At 67.3% G+C, this 15,736-nt stretch carries 15 protein-coding genes and 2 riboswitches; of the genes, 6 read left to right on the top strand and 9 right to left on the bottom strand.

Annotated features, from left to right (window positions below):
* Positions 1–184 precede the first annotated feature (184 nt).
* The 5 genes from J2X50_RS04125 to J2X50_RS04105 form a co-directional block, all read right to left on the bottom strand.
* Entirely contained in the window at positions 185–1,192 is a 1,008-nt protein-coding gene (locus J2X50_RS04125; RefSeq protein ID WP_429092817.1) for a FecCD family ABC transporter permease, read from the bottom strand.
* A 53-nt stretch (positions 1,193–1,245) separates the two neighbouring features.
* Positions 1,246–2,190, bottom strand: coding sequence for an ABC transporter substrate-binding protein (locus tag J2X50_RS04120; protein ID WP_429091893.1), 945 nt, complete (start codon positions 2,188–2,190; stop codon positions 1,246–1,248).
* A 23-nt stretch (positions 2,191–2,213) separates the two neighbouring features.
* Positions 2,214–3,029 (bottom strand): ABC transporter ATP-binding protein, encoded by an 816-nt coding sequence (locus J2X50_RS04115; protein ID WP_429091890.1) that lies wholly within the window; start codon positions 3,027–3,029, stop codon positions 2,214–2,216.
* 101 nt (positions 3,030–3,130) lie between these two features.
* Positions 3,131–3,341, bottom strand: a riboswitch (cobalamin riboswitch).
* A 33-nt stretch (positions 3,342–3,374) separates the two neighbouring features.
* Positions 3,375–4,541, bottom strand: coding sequence for an MFS transporter (locus J2X50_RS04110; protein WP_429091887.1), 1,167 nt, complete (start codon positions 4,539–4,541; stop codon positions 3,375–3,377).
* A gap of 195 nt (positions 4,542–4,736) precedes the next feature.
* Positions 4,737–7,184, bottom strand: a complete 2,448-nt coding sequence (locus J2X50_RS04105; protein ID WP_429091884.1) for a membrane-bound PQQ-dependent dehydrogenase, glucose/quinate/shikimate family — start codon at positions 7,182–7,184, stop codon at positions 4,737–4,739.
* A gap of 165 nt (positions 7,185–7,349) precedes the next feature.
* On the opposite strand from J2X50_RS04105, the gene J2X50_RS04100 reads away from it, so the two are divergent.
* Together J2X50_RS04100 and J2X50_RS04095 are read left to right on the top strand one after the other, a co-directional pair.
* Positions 7,350–7,805: a MarR family winged helix-turn-helix transcriptional regulator gene (locus J2X50_RS04100; protein ID WP_429091881.1), complete on the top strand. Its 456-nt coding sequence runs from the start codon at positions 7,350–7,352 to the stop codon at positions 7,803–7,805.
* Positions 7,806–8,022: 217 nt separating this feature from the next.
* Positions 8,023–8,793 (top strand): isocitrate lyase/PEP mutase family protein, encoded by a 771-nt coding sequence (locus J2X50_RS04095; RefSeq protein ID WP_429091879.1) that lies wholly within the window; start codon positions 8,023–8,025, stop codon positions 8,791–8,793.
* Between the two features lie 55 nt (positions 8,794–8,848).
* Here J2X50_RS04095 and J2X50_RS04090 read toward each other — a convergent pair whose 3' ends face one another.
* Both J2X50_RS04090 and J2X50_RS04085 read right to left on the bottom strand, forming a co-directional pair.
* Positions 8,849–10,231, bottom strand: a complete 1,383-nt coding sequence (locus J2X50_RS04090) for an FAD-containing oxidoreductase (protein WP_429091876.1) — start codon at positions 10,229–10,231, stop codon at positions 8,849–8,851.
* A complete protein-coding gene (locus J2X50_RS04085) occupies positions 10,228–10,692 on the bottom strand; it encodes a DUF4126 domain-containing protein (RefSeq protein WP_429091873.1) in 465 nt (154 codons plus the stop codon). The genes J2X50_RS04090 and J2X50_RS04085 overlap by 4 nt, the downstream gene beginning before the upstream one ends.
* A gap of 152 nt (positions 10,693–10,844) precedes the next feature.
* Here J2X50_RS04085 and J2X50_RS04080 point away from each other — a divergent pair, with 152 nt between their 5' ends.
* The 3 genes from J2X50_RS04080 (at position 10,845) to J2X50_RS04070 (ending at position 12,986) form a co-directional block, all read left to right on the top strand.
* A complete protein-coding gene (locus J2X50_RS04080; RefSeq protein ID WP_429091871.1) occupies positions 10,845–11,393 on the top strand; it encodes a sugar O-acetyltransferase in 549 nt (182 codons plus the stop codon).
* A gap of 56 nt (positions 11,394–11,449) precedes the next feature.
* Positions 11,450–11,594: riboswitch (FMN riboswitch) on the top strand.
* Between the two features lie 76 nt (positions 11,595–11,670).
* Positions 11,671–12,144: a 6,7-dimethyl-8-ribityllumazine synthase gene (locus J2X50_RS04075; RefSeq protein ID WP_429091869.1), complete on the top strand. Its 474-nt coding sequence runs from the start codon at positions 11,671–11,673 to the stop codon at positions 12,142–12,144.
* A 365-nt stretch (positions 12,145–12,509) separates the two neighbouring features.
* The gene (locus J2X50_RS04070; protein WP_429091867.1) at positions 12,510–12,986 is read left to right on the top strand and encodes a GFA family protein; all 477 of its coding nucleotides are present in this window, start codon (positions 12,510–12,512) and stop codon (positions 12,984–12,986) included.
* On the opposite strand, the gene J2X50_RS04065 is transcribed toward J2X50_RS04070, so the two are convergent.
* Positions 12,983–13,675 carry a winged helix-turn-helix transcriptional regulator gene (locus J2X50_RS04065; RefSeq protein WP_429091865.1) on the bottom strand — a complete coding sequence of 231 codons (693 nt, stop codon included), beginning with the start codon at positions 13,673–13,675 and terminating at the stop codon, positions 12,983–12,985. The genes J2X50_RS04070 and J2X50_RS04065 overlap by 4 nt on opposite strands.
* 168 nt (positions 13,676–13,843) lie before the next feature.
* Between J2X50_RS04065 and J2X50_RS04060 the strand changes: the two genes are divergently transcribed.
* The gene (locus J2X50_RS04060) at positions 13,844–15,016 is read left to right on the top strand and encodes an acyl-CoA dehydrogenase family protein (RefSeq protein WP_429091863.1); all 1,173 of its coding nucleotides are present in this window, start codon (positions 13,844–13,846) and stop codon (positions 15,014–15,016) included.
* Positions 15,017–15,094: 78 nt separating this feature from the next.
* On the opposite strand, the gene J2X50_RS04055 is transcribed toward J2X50_RS04060, so the two are convergent.
* A partial coding sequence (locus J2X50_RS04055; RefSeq protein WP_429091861.1) for a formate--tetrahydrofolate ligase occupies positions 15,095–15,736 on the bottom strand: 642 nt, incomplete at its 5' end.

Here is a 15,736-nt window from a genome sequence, read left to right as displayed (position 1 = left end):
GCCGCCCGGAACTTCCGTTGCGGCCACCACAATTTTCACGCGCACGCGCTTCAAGAGGCCGCTGTCAGCTGGCCCGCCACCAATTGTTCTGGAGCGAAGTCGTGTTCATGCGAAATCCATAGCGGCGAAAAACAGGGGCTGCAACAGGATTTGCGCTGTGTTGCTTTGCATTACCAACTGGCGCTCAGTTTGTGACCCGGCGGCGCATCAGGGCGACGAACGCCACGCCGCCGATCAATCCGGTGAGGATGCCGAGCGGCATGTCCTGCGGCGGCAGCACGGTGCGGGCGGCCATGTCGGCCGTGACGAGGAAGATGGCGCCGACCAGGGCCGACAGCGGCAGCACGCGACGGTAGTCGCCACCCACGGCGAGCCGCACGACATGCGGGATCATCAGCCCGACGAAGGCGATGACGCCCGAATAGGCGACCGCGCTGCCGGTGAGCACGGCGCAGACCACGAAGATGACGAGGCGGAAGCGTCGCGCCGGCAGCCCCAGCGCGGTGGCGCTCTCGTCGCCGAGCGTCATGGCGTTGAGGTTGCGGGCCTGGGTCAGTAGGTAGCCGCCGCCGCCGGCGAGCGCCAGCAGCGGGTAGGCCAGTTGCTGCCACTGCGCCAGGCCGAGGCCGCCGAGCATCCAGAAGATGACCATAGGCGCTGCCCGTGGATCGGCCAGGAAGATCAACAGGTTGCCGGTCGCGGTTATGATGAAGCTGACGGCGACGCCGGCCAGCACGAGTTGGCCGGCCGAGTGTGCCCGCGTCAGATTGGCGACCATCAGCACCAGGGCGGTTGCAGCCAGCGCGCCGGCGAAGGCGAACAGCGGCACCGTGATCGGGCCGAACACCATGCCGGCGTGGAGAAGAGCGAGGATCGCCCCCAGCGCGGCGCCCGAGGAGACGCCGAGCAGATGCGGATCGGCGAGCGGATTGCGCGTCACCGACTGCAGCGCCGCGCCCACGACCGCGAGCGAGGCACCGACGGTCGCCCCGAGAATGACCCGCGGCGCGCGCACATCCCAGACGATGTTCTCGCGGCCGCTCGACCAGAAGACCTCGACGCTGCCCGGCGCGAGCTTGTTGGCGATCACCCCCCAGACCGCGTCGAGCGGGATCGCCACCGAACCCACGCCGATCGCGACGATCATCGTGACCGCCAGCAGTGCCGCGAGCCCGGCGATCAGCGCCGGCATGGCGTGGATCAGCGCATGCCGGGGGCCCTTGACGAAATTCCGGTGCGACACGGTCAGTCGGCCCGGAACGCTTCGGCCAGGCGCTTGATCGCCGCGATGTTGCGCGGGCCGGGCGTGGCCTCGACATATTCGAGCACGACGAAGCGGTTGCTCCTGACCGCCGCAATGTCCTTGAAGGCCGGGTTGGAGCGCATGAAGGCGATCTTCTGCTCGGCCGTCACCTCGCCGTAGTTGACGATGACGATGACGTCCGGATTGCGTTCGATCACCGGTTCCCAGCCGATCTCGGCCCAGTTGGCCTCGACGTCGTCGGCGATGTTGACGCCGCCGGCCGCCTCGATCATCGCGGTCGGGATGGCGTAGCGGCCCGCGGTGAACGGCTTCTGCTCGCCGGAATCGTAGAGGAACACCTTCACCGGTCTGTCGAGCGGCGGCAGCTTGGCCTGGAAATCGGCGAGATCCTGCTTGTAGCCTGCCACCAGCGCCTCGGCCTTGTCGCGCACCCCGAAGATCGTGCCGAGGTTGAGGAGGTCGACATACATGTCGTCCATCGACGACTTTTCCCGCTCCATGACGTGGATGCAGCTCTCCGTCAGCTCGTATACGGCGATGCCGAAGGGCGCGAGCGTGTCGGGCGTCACGGCGCCGCCGACGCTCATGCCGTAGTTCCAGCCGGCGAAATAGAAATCGGCGTCGGCGCCGAGCAGCACCTCCTTGCTCGGATATTGCGGCGCGAGTTCCGGCAACTGGCCGATGTCCTTGCGAATGGCCGCGTCGATCTTGTTCCAGCCGGAAATGCCGGAATAGCCGACCATGCGGTTGGCCAGGCCGAGGGTCAGCATCATCTCGGTCAGGTTGATGTCGTTGGACACCGCGCGCTGCGGCGGGGCGGCGAAGGTCACGTCGCGGTTGCAGCTCCTGACGGTGACCGGAAAGTCATCCGCCAGGGCGGTGGTGCAGGTCGCAAGGACTGCGGCGGCAAAAATCGTCAGGCGCATGGATGCTCCTCGGCTTGGCGGGTTCAGCGTTCGAGATGGAAGGAAAAGCGCGGGCGGCCGGTGACCGGGTGATCGTCGAGGGTGGCGCCCACGGCGAAGTTCTCGCGGATGCGCTCGGGCGTGAGGATGTCGGCCGGCTTGCCGCAGGCCACCGTGCGGCCGCCGTCCATGACCAGCACGCGGTCCGCATAGGCCGAGGCGAGCGCCAGGTCGTGCAGCGAGACCACCACGGTGCAGCCGAGATTGCGAAGCAGTTCGAGCACTTCGAGCTGATGGCGGATGTCGAGGTGATTGGTCGGCTCGTCCAGGATCAACAGGTCGGGCCGCTGCACCAGGGCGCGCGCGATCATGGCGCGCTGCTTCTCGCCGCCCGACAGCGAGCCGAAATCGCGCGCGGCGAGGCGGGTGAGGCCGAGCAGGGACAACGCAGCCTCGACGCGAAGATAGTCGTCGGCCGCGGTTCCGACGCGGGCGGCGTGCGGGGTGAGGCCGAGCTCGACGATCTCGGCCACGGTCAGGCCGAAGTCCGAGGCCGGCTCCTGCAGCACGGTGGCGATGCGGCGGGCGCAGTCGCGCGGCTTCATTTTCCAGATGTCCTTGCCGTCGAGCCTGACCGTGCCACCGGTCGGCCGGTGGTAGCGGTAGAGGCAGCGCAGCAGGCTCGACTTGCCGGCGCCGTTGGGGCCGACGATGGCCAAGAGCTCCGCCGGTGCGACGCGCACGGTCACGGGCTGGAGGATCGGCTTCGACGCGCGCGGGCCCCATGAGAGGCCGTCGAGTTCGAGCAATGCCGGGGTGGAGCCTACGAGGCGACTAGGGCCGTGGACGCGATCGAGCATGCCCTGTCTCCGTGACGTGGCGGAGGGGGCGGAACGATCCGATCGGCGATCCGAAAAAGGCAGTCGCAACCATCATCATCTCCGCGGCACACCCCGGCCGGTTGAATTCACCTGATGATGGCAGGTCTCCTGGCTTGCGGGTTTCGGCGCCTCGGAGCCTTCCCGGCCTTGCGGCCAGTGGCATTCTTCCGGCTTGCTATCCGCTCACAGTTGCGGGGGCAGCCACGGTTTCGCGTCGACGACGTCTCACCGTGTTCCCATTTAATCCGCTGCCCGAACCAGGCAGCAGGAACCATCGCCGCTGTGGCTATCGCAACGGCAGTGCGCTGGCAAGCCGGGAAAACGTCATGCCGCCTGCTGGATTGCGTCACGCCGGTCGAGCGCGAAGGAAATGACGGCCACGGCGAAGGCGGAAAGCGCGATCGCCGCGCCGACGAAGGGCAGGTCGGCATAACTCACGCCCATCGAGATCGCCGCACCGCCCGCCCAGGCGCCGGCGGCATTGCCGGCGTTGAAGGCGCCCTGGTTCAGCGTGGCGGCGAGGTTCGGTGCTTCCGAGGCGGTCTCGACGACGCGCATCTGCATCGGCGGCACGATGACGAAGGTGATGACGCCCCAGAGGAAGACGAGCAGGATTGCGGCAGGTGCCGAATGGCTGAGGCCGGCGAAGGCGACGTGGATCATGGCCATCACCACGAGCGCGCCGATGGCCGTCGGCATCAGCTTCCAGTCGGCCAGCTTGCCGCCGACGATGTTGCCGATGGTCATGCCGCCGCCGAACAAAAGCAGGATCCAGGTGACGGAATCGACCGACAGGCCGGTGACGTCGGTCAGGATCGGCTTGATGTAGGTGAAGACGGCAAACAGGCTGCCCGAGGCGAGCGCCGAGATGATCATGGCGAGCCACACCTGCAGCTTGCCCAGCACCTTGACCTCGCCTGCCACGCCGCCCTTGCCGGGAGGGGCGACGCCCGCCGGCACCAGAAAGGCAATCGCCGCGACCGAGATCAGGCCGATGACGACGACGGCGTAGAAGGTCATGCGCCAGCCGAAGGCTTCGCCGAGCGCCGTGCCGCCGGGCACGCCGAGGATATTGGCAAGCGTCAGGCCGGCGAACATCAGCGCAATCGCGCTGGCACGCTTGTTGGCCGGCACCAGGCTTGCCGCCACCACCGAGCCGATGCCGAAGAAGGCGCCGTGGCCGAGGGCGGTGACGACGCGCGCCGCCATCAGCGTCCAGTAGGTGGGGGCGATGGCGCAGAGCAGGTTGCCGAGCACGAACAGCGAGGCAAGCCCGATCAGCACCGGCTTGCGCGGCAGTCTCGCCGTGCCGATGGCGATGATCGGGGCGCCGATGACCACGCCGAGCGCATAGCCGGTGACCAGAAGGCCAGCCGCCGGGATCGAGACGCCCAAGTCGGCGGCGACCTCGGGCAACAGCCCCATGATCACGAATTCGGTGGTACCGATGCAAAAAGATGCAACGGCCAGAGCGAGGATCGGCAAGGGCATGGATGGACTCGGGGGAGTTGAAACGATTTAGGTCGACAGTTTCCTTAAGTCGGCCGCCGCGCAAGCGATTTTGGTGCATTGCAGCAATGCATGGAATGCATGGCAGGCATGCGGAAGGGGGTCTGGCACGGCCCTGGTCGCCAGAAATGAAAAGGGGCGCCGAGGCGCCCCTTCCGATGTCGATGCAGTCGGAACTCAGTTCTGCTTGGGCAGCCTGTAGGCGACGATGTAGTCGCCGCGGTCGGGCGACTGGCGCGCGCCACCGGCGGAGATGACGACGAACTGGGTTCCGCTTTCCGGCGACACGAAGGTCATCGGCGTGGCCTGGGCGCCGACGGGCATGCGGCCCTTCCACAGCTCCTCGCCGGTCTCCACGTCGAGGGCGCGCAGGTAGTAGTCCTGCGTGCCGGCGTAGAAGACGAGGCCGCCGGAGGTGGCGATCGGGCCGCCCAGCGTCGGCATGCCGATCGGGATCCCGAGGCCCGTCTTCATGCCGAGCGGGCCGGTGTCCTCCAGCGTGCCGGCCGGAACCTGCCAGGCGATCTGGCGGGTCTTGAGGTCGATGCCGGTGAAGGTGCCGTAGGGCGGCTGGTGGCAGGGAACGCCGAGCGGCGACATGAAGCCGTTCTTCAGCGCACCATAAGGCGTGCCCTTCTGCTGCGACAGCCCGTCATGCGCTGCCGAGCCGCCATAATTGTCGGTCTCCTCGCGCGGCATCAGCTGGGCGAACTGCGGCATGCGGATGTCGTTGACGATCAAAAGGCCACGGGCCTCGTCGATCGCAGCACTGCCCCAGTTCATGCCGCCGTAGTAGCCGGGGAAGATGATCGAGCGGGTCAGGCCGGGAGGCGTGAACTCGCCCTCGTAGCGCATCTTCTTGAACCCGATGCGGCAGTAGAGCTGGTCGAAGGGCGTCGCCCCCCACATCTTTGCCTCGGTGAGAGGTTCGGCACCGATTGTCGGCATGCCCACCGAATAGGGCTGTGTCGGCGCCAGGAAGTCCTCCGGCACGCCGCCGGTCTGCGGCACCGGGCGCTCCTCGACCTCGGCGATCGGCTTGCCGTCGCGGCGGTCGAGCATGAAGATCTGCCCGCGCTTGGTGATCTGGATCAGCGCCGGCACGGTGCCGCCCTTGCCGTCCGGCACGTCGTAGAGTGCGGGCTGGGCGGGAACGTCGTAGTCCCAGATGTCGTGGTGCACGGTCTGGAACTTCCAGCGCTCGCGGCCCGTGGCGATGTCGAGGGCGACGACCGAGGCGGTGTAGTCCTCGGCGGCCTTCGAGCGATGCGCGCCGAAGAAGTCGGGCGTCGCGTTGCCGGTCGGCAGGTAGACGAGGCCGAGCGCTTCGTCATAGGCCGGCGTCGACCAGACGTTCGGTGTGCCGCGCGTGTAGCTCTCGCCTTCCGGCGGCAGCTTGGTGATGGCGGGGTTGCCGAGATCCCAGGCCCAGACCAACTCGCCGGTGCGGGCCGAAAACGCGCGCACGGCGCCCGAGGGCTCGCCGGTCTCGACATTGTCCCACACCCAGCCGCCGACCATGATCAGGTCGCGGGTGACGGTCGGGGCGGAGGTCTGGAAGTAGAAGCCGTCCTTGATCTCGCCCATGCCGGTCTTGAGATCGACGATGCCGCCATTGCCGAAGTCCTGGCACAGCTCGCCGGTCTTGGCGTCGAGCTCGATCAGGCGGGCGTCGATGGTGGTCATGACGATGCGCGACGCGCAGGCGTTGGCCGCCTGGGCGACCGGGGTGGCTGGTGCGATCGGGCTGGCCGGTGCCAGCGGATCGGCAGGGGCGGAAGCTTCAGCCGGAGCTGCGGCTTCGGTCTGCTCCGTTGCCGGTCCCGGCTCGTAGTAGCTCACGCCGCGGCAGCGCTGCCATAGCGGCGACTTGGCCTTCGGGTCGAACTTCCACTTCACTTCGCCCGTGTCGGGGTTCAGCGCATGCACGATGTTGGTGGGCGAGCAGGTGTAGAGCGTGTCGTCGACGAAGAGCGGCGTGTTCTGGTCCTGCGCGGTTCCCGCCGGCGTGTCGCCCGTACGGAACGTCCAGGCGACCTCGAGCCTGTCGACATTGTCGCGGTTGATCTGGTCGATCGGGGCATAGCGCGTGCCCGAGGGCGTGCGGCCGTAGTGGCGCCAATCGGTGGCGCTGGCAGCGGCCGGGGGGACGGTGGCCGCGGGCTCGGCCGAGGCCAGCGCGTTGCGGGTCACGCCATGCGGGGCAAAACCGTAGAAGGCGGTGGCCGCAAGGGCTGCGACCAGCAGGCCGGCAAGTGCGAACGGCCCGCGTTTGCCGGTGCTGGTCGGGAAGAGGGGGGCGAGCAACAGGGCCGGGATGGCGATGACGGCTGGCGCCACGAGGCGCGGGATCAGCGGCCAGAATTCGAGGCCGGATTCCCACAGCGCCCAGGCGACGGTCGCCAGGAAGACGAAGCCGTAGAGCCAGAGGCCGGCCTTGCGGCGCATGACGTAGAGGATGCCGGAGGCGATGACGCCGAGGCCGGCGAGCGCGTAGTACCACGATCCGCCCAGGCCGATCAGTTGGACGCCGCCATAGACGAGCGGTGCCCCGATGATGACCATGAGCAGACCGAATAGAACCAGGAGCCAGCCGCCGCTCCCGCTTTTCTGAAGTTCTGCCATTTTGATTACCTGCGAAATTGTCAATCGGTTCGATGCGGCCCGTGCGGGCGGCGCCGGCTGCGATCGTCCTGCTGGACGTGCGGGCATGTCTCCTCGGCCATCACCACGGTGCCTCCGAGCAAGAATCTAATCGCATCCTAATAGATAATATGCTATCTTTCTTGGATGTCCAACGGGTCCTCCGCGCGCGCCGGTTTCGGCAAGCATCTCATCGCCGTCGCCAGGTTGTGGCGTCGTGCCGCCGACCGTGCGCTCGACGATTGCGGCCTGTCGCATGCCACCGCCATGCCGCTCGTCACCCTCTCGCGCCTCGGCGACAACCGTCGCCAGGGCGTGGTCGCCGATCATCTCGGCCTCGAGGGGCCGTCGCTGGTGCGCACCGTGGATATTCTGGTGGCAGACGGCCTGATCACGCGCATGGAGGATCCCGGCGACCGGCGGGCCAAGATCCTGTCGCTGACCGATGCCGGCCGCGCCCGCGTGGTCGAGATCGAGCGGATCTTCGAGCGCCTGCGCAACGATCTTTTGGCCGGCGAGGACGAGGCCGAGCTGCAGCGCGCCGTCGCCCTGCTCGAACGGCTGGAGAACAGGCTGCTCGCCGCCGAACCCGACGAGGACTGACGCCCGTCGTCTGGCGTTTCAGGGGAGGGGCGGCCCTCGACCTGGACGGGACCATTGCGGCAGTTGATGCGTGACCTGGAAATTGCCGCGATGGTCCCGACCCAGGCAACAGTGATTACCCCCGTCTCTGGCAACTCACTTACCGCATTCTGCGCTATGGCCAAGACGCCTCACGCTGATAGGTTCCGGCCTTCAGTCACCCAAAGAGGCGAATTCCATGACCAGCCAGATCGACAAGGCCAAGGCCTTCCATGCCCTGCACGTGAAGGGCGACCCGGTGGTTCTCTACAACATCTGGGATCCGGGCAGTGCGGCAATCGTCGTCAAGGCCGGCGCCAAGGCGATTGCCACGGGCAGCTGGCCGGTGGCCGCCGCTTTCGGCTTTGCCGATGGCGAGAAGATTCCCCTCGACCTGGCGCTCTACAACATGCGCCGCATCGTCGCCGCGGTTGACCTGCCCGTCACAATGGACCTCGAAGGCGGCTATGGCGTCGAGCCCGAAACGGTCGCCACGACGGTGACGCGGGCGTTGGCGGAAGGCGTGGTCGGCTTCAACTTCGAGGACCAGATCGTCGGCGGCAGCGGCCTGCACGACGTCGCCGTCCAGGTGAAGCGCATCGCGGCGGCCGCCGACGCCGTCAGGGCATCCGGCATCCCCGCCTTCATCAACGCCCGCACCGACATCTTCCTGAAGGCCAAGCCCGACGAACACAGCGACGCGCTGGTCGATGCCGCGATCGAACGAGCAGAGGCCTATGCAAAAGCCGGCGCGCACGGCTTCTTCGCGCCCGGTCTCGGCGATGAGAAGCTGACCGGCCGGCTCTGCCGCGAGGTCGAGCTGCCGGTCAACATCATCGCGCTCGCCCACGTGCCACCGAAGGCGAAGCTCGCCGAGCTCGGCGTCGCCCGCATCAGCTACGGCCCGGTGCCCTACCGCCAGATGGCCGAATGGCTGGAGGCCAAGGCGCGCGCGGCCATCGAAGGCTGAGCCCCAGTTTCGATGGACAAAAAGTGCCGTGCCGGCCCCTGCGTCCACGCGGCACTCAGCTCAGCGGCTTCAGCTCCTGCGCGATCGTCGGCAACAGCTCCGACACAGTCGGGTGGATGTGCACGGCGCGTTGCAGCGTCTCGATCGGCGCCTTGGCGTACATCAGGCCGAGCACGGCGTGGATCGCCTCGTCGCCGCCGGTGCCCAGCACCGAGGCGCCGAGGATCTGCCGGGTCTCGGCGTCGACCAGGATCTTCATGAAGCCCTGCGTCTCGCCTTTCTCGACGGCGCGGCCGACGCGCGTCATCGGCCGCTGGCCGGCCAGCACCTTGCGGCCCGACTTGCGGGCGGCGGCCTCGGTCATGCCGGCGCGACCGAGCGGCGGGTCGATGTAGAGCGCATAGGCCTCGACGCGGTCGCCGACCTTACGCCGGTCGTTGTCCAAAAGGTTGGCGGCGACGATCTCGAAATCGTTGTAGGAGGTGTGGGTGAAGGCGCCCTTGCCGTTGCAGTCGCCCATGGCCCAGATGTGCGGGACATTGGTCCTGAGCTGGTCGTCGACCTCGACGTAGCCGCGCTTGTCGGTGGTAACACCCGCCTTGTCGAGGCCGAGATCGTCGGTGTTGGGCTTGCGGCCGATGGCGAGCAGCACGTGGCTTCCGGTCACCGCGCGGTCGCCCGAGCTGCAATCGACGCCGACGGTCACGCCGTCGGGATGCGGGGCAAAGCTGATGCACTCGGCGTTCAGCCTGAGCGCGATGCCCTCGTTTTCGAGGATGCCCTTCACCGCCTCGGAGACGTCCTCGTCCTCGCGCGAGATCAGCCGCGGGCCCTTTTCCACCACCGTCACCTGCGAGCCGAAGCGCCGGAACATCTGGGCGAATTCCAGCCCGACATAGCTGCCGCCGACCACCACGAGATGGCGCGGCAGGAAGTCGACCTCCATCATAGAGGTGTTGGTCAGGTAGGCGACGTCGTTGACCCCGGGCATTTCGGGGATGTTGGCGCGGCCGCCGACATTGATGAAGATGCGTTCGCCCTCCAGCACCTCGTCGCCGACGCGCACCTCGCGCGGCCCCTCGAAATGGGCATGGCCGCGATAGAGGGTGCAGCCCTTCATGCCGGCGATCCAGCCCTCCAGGTTGGCGCGGGAATCGACCGTCACCTTGTCCTTGCGCGCCTTCACCACCTTCATGTCGACGGAGACATTGCCGGTCGAGACGCCGTAATCGGCGCCGGTGCGGGCGAGATGCGCCGCATAGGCGCTCGCCACCATGGTCTTGGTCGGCTTGCAGCCGGTGTTGACGCAGGTGCCGCCGACCAGCTTGCGCTCGATCAGCGCCACCGTCTGGCCCGCGGCCGTCAGCCGCCCGGCCAGCGGCGGCCCGGCCTGGCCGCAGCCGATGATGATGGCGTCGAATTTTTTCGCCGCGGTCATGCGACGAGGCTCACGATCAGAAGCGCGCCGAGGATCGCCACGGCATCCTCGATGAGCGCCGCCGGCAGGTCCTTGCCGAACGATTTAGCCAGGCTGGCTCGAGCGGCCGCGCCGCCGAGCGTGCCGAGGATGGCGCCGATGACGCCCGCTGCCAGCCCGCCGACGGCCGCGCCGCCCACCGTGCCGATGACGGCGCCCGACAGCGCGCCGGTCAGGATGCGCGCGCCGAACTGCTGCGGCACCTTGCGGCTCGGCGTCGACGGCAGTTGGTCGGTGACGAGCTCGACCAGCGCAAGCACGGTGAAGATCGCCACCGCGATCCAGTGGCCCATGAAGCTCGCCCATGTGCCGGCGAGCGGCAGCCAGCCGAGCCAGGCGCCCCAGGCGACTGCCGTCGGCGCGGCCATGGCCCTGAGCCCGGCGACGGTCCCGATGAGCAGTGCGAGCAGGTAGATCGCCATCCGTTGTCCCCCTGGTGGATGTGGCCGTTACCGGAAGTGCACTTCCGCCGAAGGCTAGCACAGCTAGACGGTTTCGCCAGAGGCAGGCGGCTTCGACCTTTGCAGCAGGGCGCGTACTATGGTTGGCTGGGCGAGGACGGAAAGGGCCGCGCATGGCTGCGAGCGAACGTGAAAAGATGGCCGCCGGCGAGTGGTACACTTGCCTCGATCCCGAACTCGACGCGCTGCGCCTGGCCGCCGCCAACGCCGTCTTCGAGCACAACTCGCTGCCGCCTTTGGCACGCGGTGATTTCGCCCCCGCTCTGCGCGCCCTGCTCGGCACGGTGGGCGAGGGCGCCCGCATCGAGGCGCCGTTCCACTGCCCCTACGGATTCAACATCCATCTCGGCGAGAACGTGTTCCTCAATGCCGGCTGCACCATCCTCGACACGGCACCGGTGCGCATCGGCAAGGGCACCATGTTCGGGCCCAAAGTGCAGGTCTATTGCCCTGAGCACAGCAAGGACCCGGTCAAGCGCCGCGCCGGCCTGGAGATCGGCCGCCCGGTCACGATCGGCGACAACGTCTGGATCGGCGGCGGCGCCATCATCCTCGGCGGCATCGAGATCGGCGACGACGCCATCGTCGGCGCGGGCTCGGTGGTGACGAAGAACGTGCCGGCCGGGGCGACCGTCGTCGGCAATCCGGCACGGGTTCGCTGAAACTATTATTCCTGCCGTTGACAGTCCGGCCGGCCCCCGGCATATCGACAGGGCAAATATGTTCTCAGGGCGGGGTGAAAGTCCCCACCGGCGGTAAGGGTCTCGGCCCAAGCCCGCGAGCGCCTCCCGGCAACGGGAGGGTCAGCAGATCCGGTGCAAATCCGGAGCCGACGGTCACAGTCCGGATGGAAGAGGACGATAGGGCGAGCGGTGGCGCATGCCGCCGGGAGTCCGTGTCGTGCGTCCTGATTCTGGTTCGAAACGGAAGGATGGACCCATGAATCAGCAATCCCCGAAAGACTTCGATACCCGCCGTGTCGCCGTGATCCGCGCCCGCTGGCATGCCGACATCGTCGACGAATGCGTGAAGGCCTTCGGCGCCGAGATCGAACAACTGTCGGGCGGCCGCATCGCCGTGGACGTCTACGACGTGCCCGGCGCCTACGAGATCCCGCTGTTTGCCAAGACGCTGGCCGAGACCGGCCGCTACCAGGCGATCCTCGGCACCGCCTTCGTGGTCAATGGCGGCATCTACCGCCACGATTTCGTGGCGCATGCGGTGCTCGACGGCATGATGAACGTGCAGCTTCAGACCGGCGTGCCGGTGCTTTCGGCGGTGCTCACCCCGCACAACTACCACGACGGCGCCGAGCATCACCGCTTCTTCTTCGACCACTTCAAGGTCAAGGGCAAGGAAGCGGCCAACGCCTGCGTCGAGATCCTCAAGGCGCGCGCCCTGGTCGTCGCCTGAGGCGACCGCATCAGCCCGGCTCTCCCTCAAGGGGAGGATTGGCAGCCGGCACGTCACCCCCACCCCTGACCCCTCCCCACAAGGGGGAGGGGAATCTGGTGCGCCAGCTCCTACTTGCGCCAATCCTTGATGTTTTCGCCAAAGCGGCGACGATCTGGTCCCCCTCCCCCTTGTGGGGAGGGGCCAGGGGTGGGGGTATGAGGTCGCTGCCGCTCCTTGATGTGATTGCCCAGCACAAATAGGAAGTGGTCGGTCGTTGATCGCCCCGCCTGCGATGGCGCGCCGCACCGAAAAGGCGATCGTGGCCCTAGGCTTCGGGCAGTCGGCATCGCATGATGCGACAAGCATCGGACAAGGAGCCCGTCATGTCGTCCATTCCACTGCCGCTCAAAGGTTCCTGCCGCTGCGGCCGGGTCGAGATCGAGGTGTCGAAGCCGCCCATCGCTACCGCCGCCTGCCATTGCCCGGGCTGCCAGAAGATGTCGTCTTCGGCCTATTCGCTGACGGCGATCGTGCCGGCCGACGGGTTTGCGGTGACCAAGGGCAAACCGGTGATCGGCGGGCTGCGCGGGCCGGAACTGCACCATCATTTCTGCGATTACTGCAAGACCTGGATGTTCACGCGCGTCGAGGGCGTCGACTGGTTCGTCAACGTGCGGCCGACCATGCTGGAGGACACGGCCTGGTTTCGCCCGTTCATGGAGACCTTCACGAAAACAAGGCTGTCCTTCGCCGAGACGGGTGCTGCCAGGAGTTTTCACGAGTTCCCGGCGATGGAGGAACTCGAGCCGCTGATGCAGGAGTACCAGGCCTGGGCAAAGGCAGGGGAAGCGTCGAGCTAAGGCACACGGCGCGACACCGGCGCGAAGCTGCTCAGGCCCAGCCAGGCCTGCATGGCGCCGGCGATGCGGTCGTCGCCGTCGAGTTCCAGCCGGCCGGAATCGATCTCCTGGCTCAGCCGGGCGAGGCCCATCCACACCGCCGTCATGCTGCGCAAGGAGCCGGTGACCAGCAGGTCGACCTCGAAGCCGGGGTCGGAATTGCAGAGGTCGACCGTACCTTCTTCGACCACCAGCCACCAGTTCTGCTGCGCCTTGCTCACTTCGGGGTACAGAAAGTGAATCGTGCAGCGCTGCGGCGGCAAAGGCTCCGGGTTGAGGTTGCGCCGCATGTCCCACATCAACAGCGAAGGGTCTAGATTCCTGAGGGTTAGCTGGCTTTCCACCCAGCGGTGACCCCATTCGCCCAGGCCGAGGATGACCGGACGCAGATCCTCGCCGGCCTCGGTCAGGCGGTATTCGACGCTGCCCGAGCTGCCGCGCTCGGTCTGCACCACGCCGGCGCGTTCGAGCTCCTTCAGCCGCTTGGACAAGAGTGCCGGCGACATCCTGGGCACGCCGCGGCGCAGGTCGTTGAACCGGCTCGATCCCATCAGCATTTCGCGCACGACCAAGGTCGTCCAGCGCGTGCAGAGGATCTCCGACGCCATCGAAACCGGGCAAAACTGGCCATATCCGCCGCGATCGCTCATCTCGCACCAGTCGCAGGGGGATCGGACCTTATAGCGCGAATGCCGGCTTTCCGCACCTAGCCCATAGGGTTGACTGGCGGACTGGCCGATTCAGTTCCTGAACTGGACCCGGCTGGTCGTTGGCGCGATGTTCCGCCCCGACCTGCCGGTCAACCAGGAGACGACTTGATGAGAAGTCTTGAAAACATGACGACGGGAAGCACGGGTGCTGCAACTGAGGTCCCGACCGATGTCGTGGGCGTCGCCCATGATCTCGCACCCGTCCTTGCCGAACGTGCTCCCAAGTTCGACGAGGGCGACCGTTTCGTCGCCGACAACTACGTGCTTCTGAAGGAAGCCGGGCTCGTCCAGGCCGGCGTGCCGCTCGAACTGGGCGGCGGCGGGGCCGGCATCGCCGAGCTCTGCGAGATGCTGCGCATCCTGGCGCATTCATGCGGTTCGACCGCACTCGCTTTCGCCATGCACACACACCAGGTCGCGATACCCGCCTGGCGCTGGCGTCACCAGAACGTCGCCGCCGTCGAGCCCCTGCTCAAGCGCGTGGCGACCGAGAGGATCATCCTTCTCTCCAGCGGCGGGTCCGACTGGATCGGCGGCTCGGGCAAGGCCGAGAAGGTCGAGGGCGGCTACCGCATCACCGCGCGCAAGGTCTTTACTTCGGGCGCGGTCGCGGGCGACATCCTGATGACCGGGGCGATCCACTGCGCCGACGACGGCACCGAAAATGTGATCCATTTCGGCGTGCCGATGCGGGCGCCGGAAGTCAGCGTCATGGACAATTGGCGTACCCTGGGCATGCGCGGCACCGGCTCGAACGACGTCGTCATCGACGGGCTGTTCATCCCGGATGCTTCCGTCGCCTTCTCGCGTGCCGCGGGGCACTGGCATCCGGTGTTCCAGGTCATCTCGACCATCGCCTTCCCACTGATCTATGCGGTCTATCTCGGGGTCGCCGAAGGCGCCCGCGACATCGCCGTCGAGACCGCCAGGAAGAAGCCGGCAAGCGAGACCGCGCTCAATCTGGCCGGGCGCATGGACACGGCCCTGCGCGCAGCCCAGCTGGCGCACCGCGCCATGGTCGAGGAGGCCGAACGCAATGCGCCTTCGGCAGAAAGCGTCAACGAGGTGATGATCGGCCGCTCGCTGGTCGCCAGCCACGGGCTGGAAGTGGTGGAACTCGCCATGGAACTTGCCGGCGGGGCGTCGTTCTACCGCGACCGCGGGCTCGAGCGCCGCTTCCGCGACATGCAGGGCGCGCGCTTCCATCCGCTGCAGGCCGGACCGCAGGCCCGCTATGCCGGGGCGATGGCGCTCTGCCTGCCGGTCGACGCGATCTTCTGAGGCAAGCCGCCAACAAGGATCGGCCGCCGCGATTTCTCGCGGTGGCCGAATTCTTGCCATAGCTGGCGAACCAGGCCCTCAGAACAGGCCTTCGATCTGGCCCTGTTCGTTGAGGAAGATCTTCTCGGAGGAGGGGACCTTGGGCAGGCCGGGCATGGTCATGATCTCGCCGCAGATGGCGACGACGAAGCCGGCGCCGGCCGACAGCCTGACCTCGCGCACCGGCACCACGTGGTCGACCGGGGCGCCCCTGAGGTTCGGGTCGGTCGAGAACGAGTACTGGGTCTTGGCCATGCACACCGGCAGGTTGCCGTAGCCGGCCGCCTCCCACGCATGCAGCTGGTCGCGCACGCTCTTGTCGGCGATCGCCTGCGAGCCGCGGTAGATGCGCTTGACGATGGTGTCGATCTTGTCGAACAGCTTCATGTCGTCGGGATAGAGCGGGGCGAACTGCGCAGCGCCGCTTTCGGCGAGGCTCACCACCTTCTTGGCCAGCTCCTCGATGCCGGCCGAGCCCTTGGCCCAGTGCTGGCACAGGATCGCTTCCTCGCCCATCTTGGCGACATAGTCCTTCATCGCCTGGATCTCGGCGTCGGTGTCGGAATGGAAGTGGTTGATGGCGACGACCGCCGGCACGCCGAACTGGCGCACGTTCTCGATGTGGCGGCCGAGATTGGCGCAGCCCTTCTTCACCGCCTCGACGTCTTCGCGGCCCAGGTC

Origin of the sequence: Aminobacter sp. BE322 (genome assembly GCF_050433525.1) — a bacterium.
In the GTDB taxonomy this organism is placed as follows: domain Bacteria; phylum Pseudomonadota; class Alphaproteobacteria; order Rhizobiales; family Rhizobiaceae; genus Aminobacter.
The sequence above is the reverse complement of the archived record's forward strand: the minus strand, read 5'-3'. Positions and strand labels throughout refer to the sequence as shown.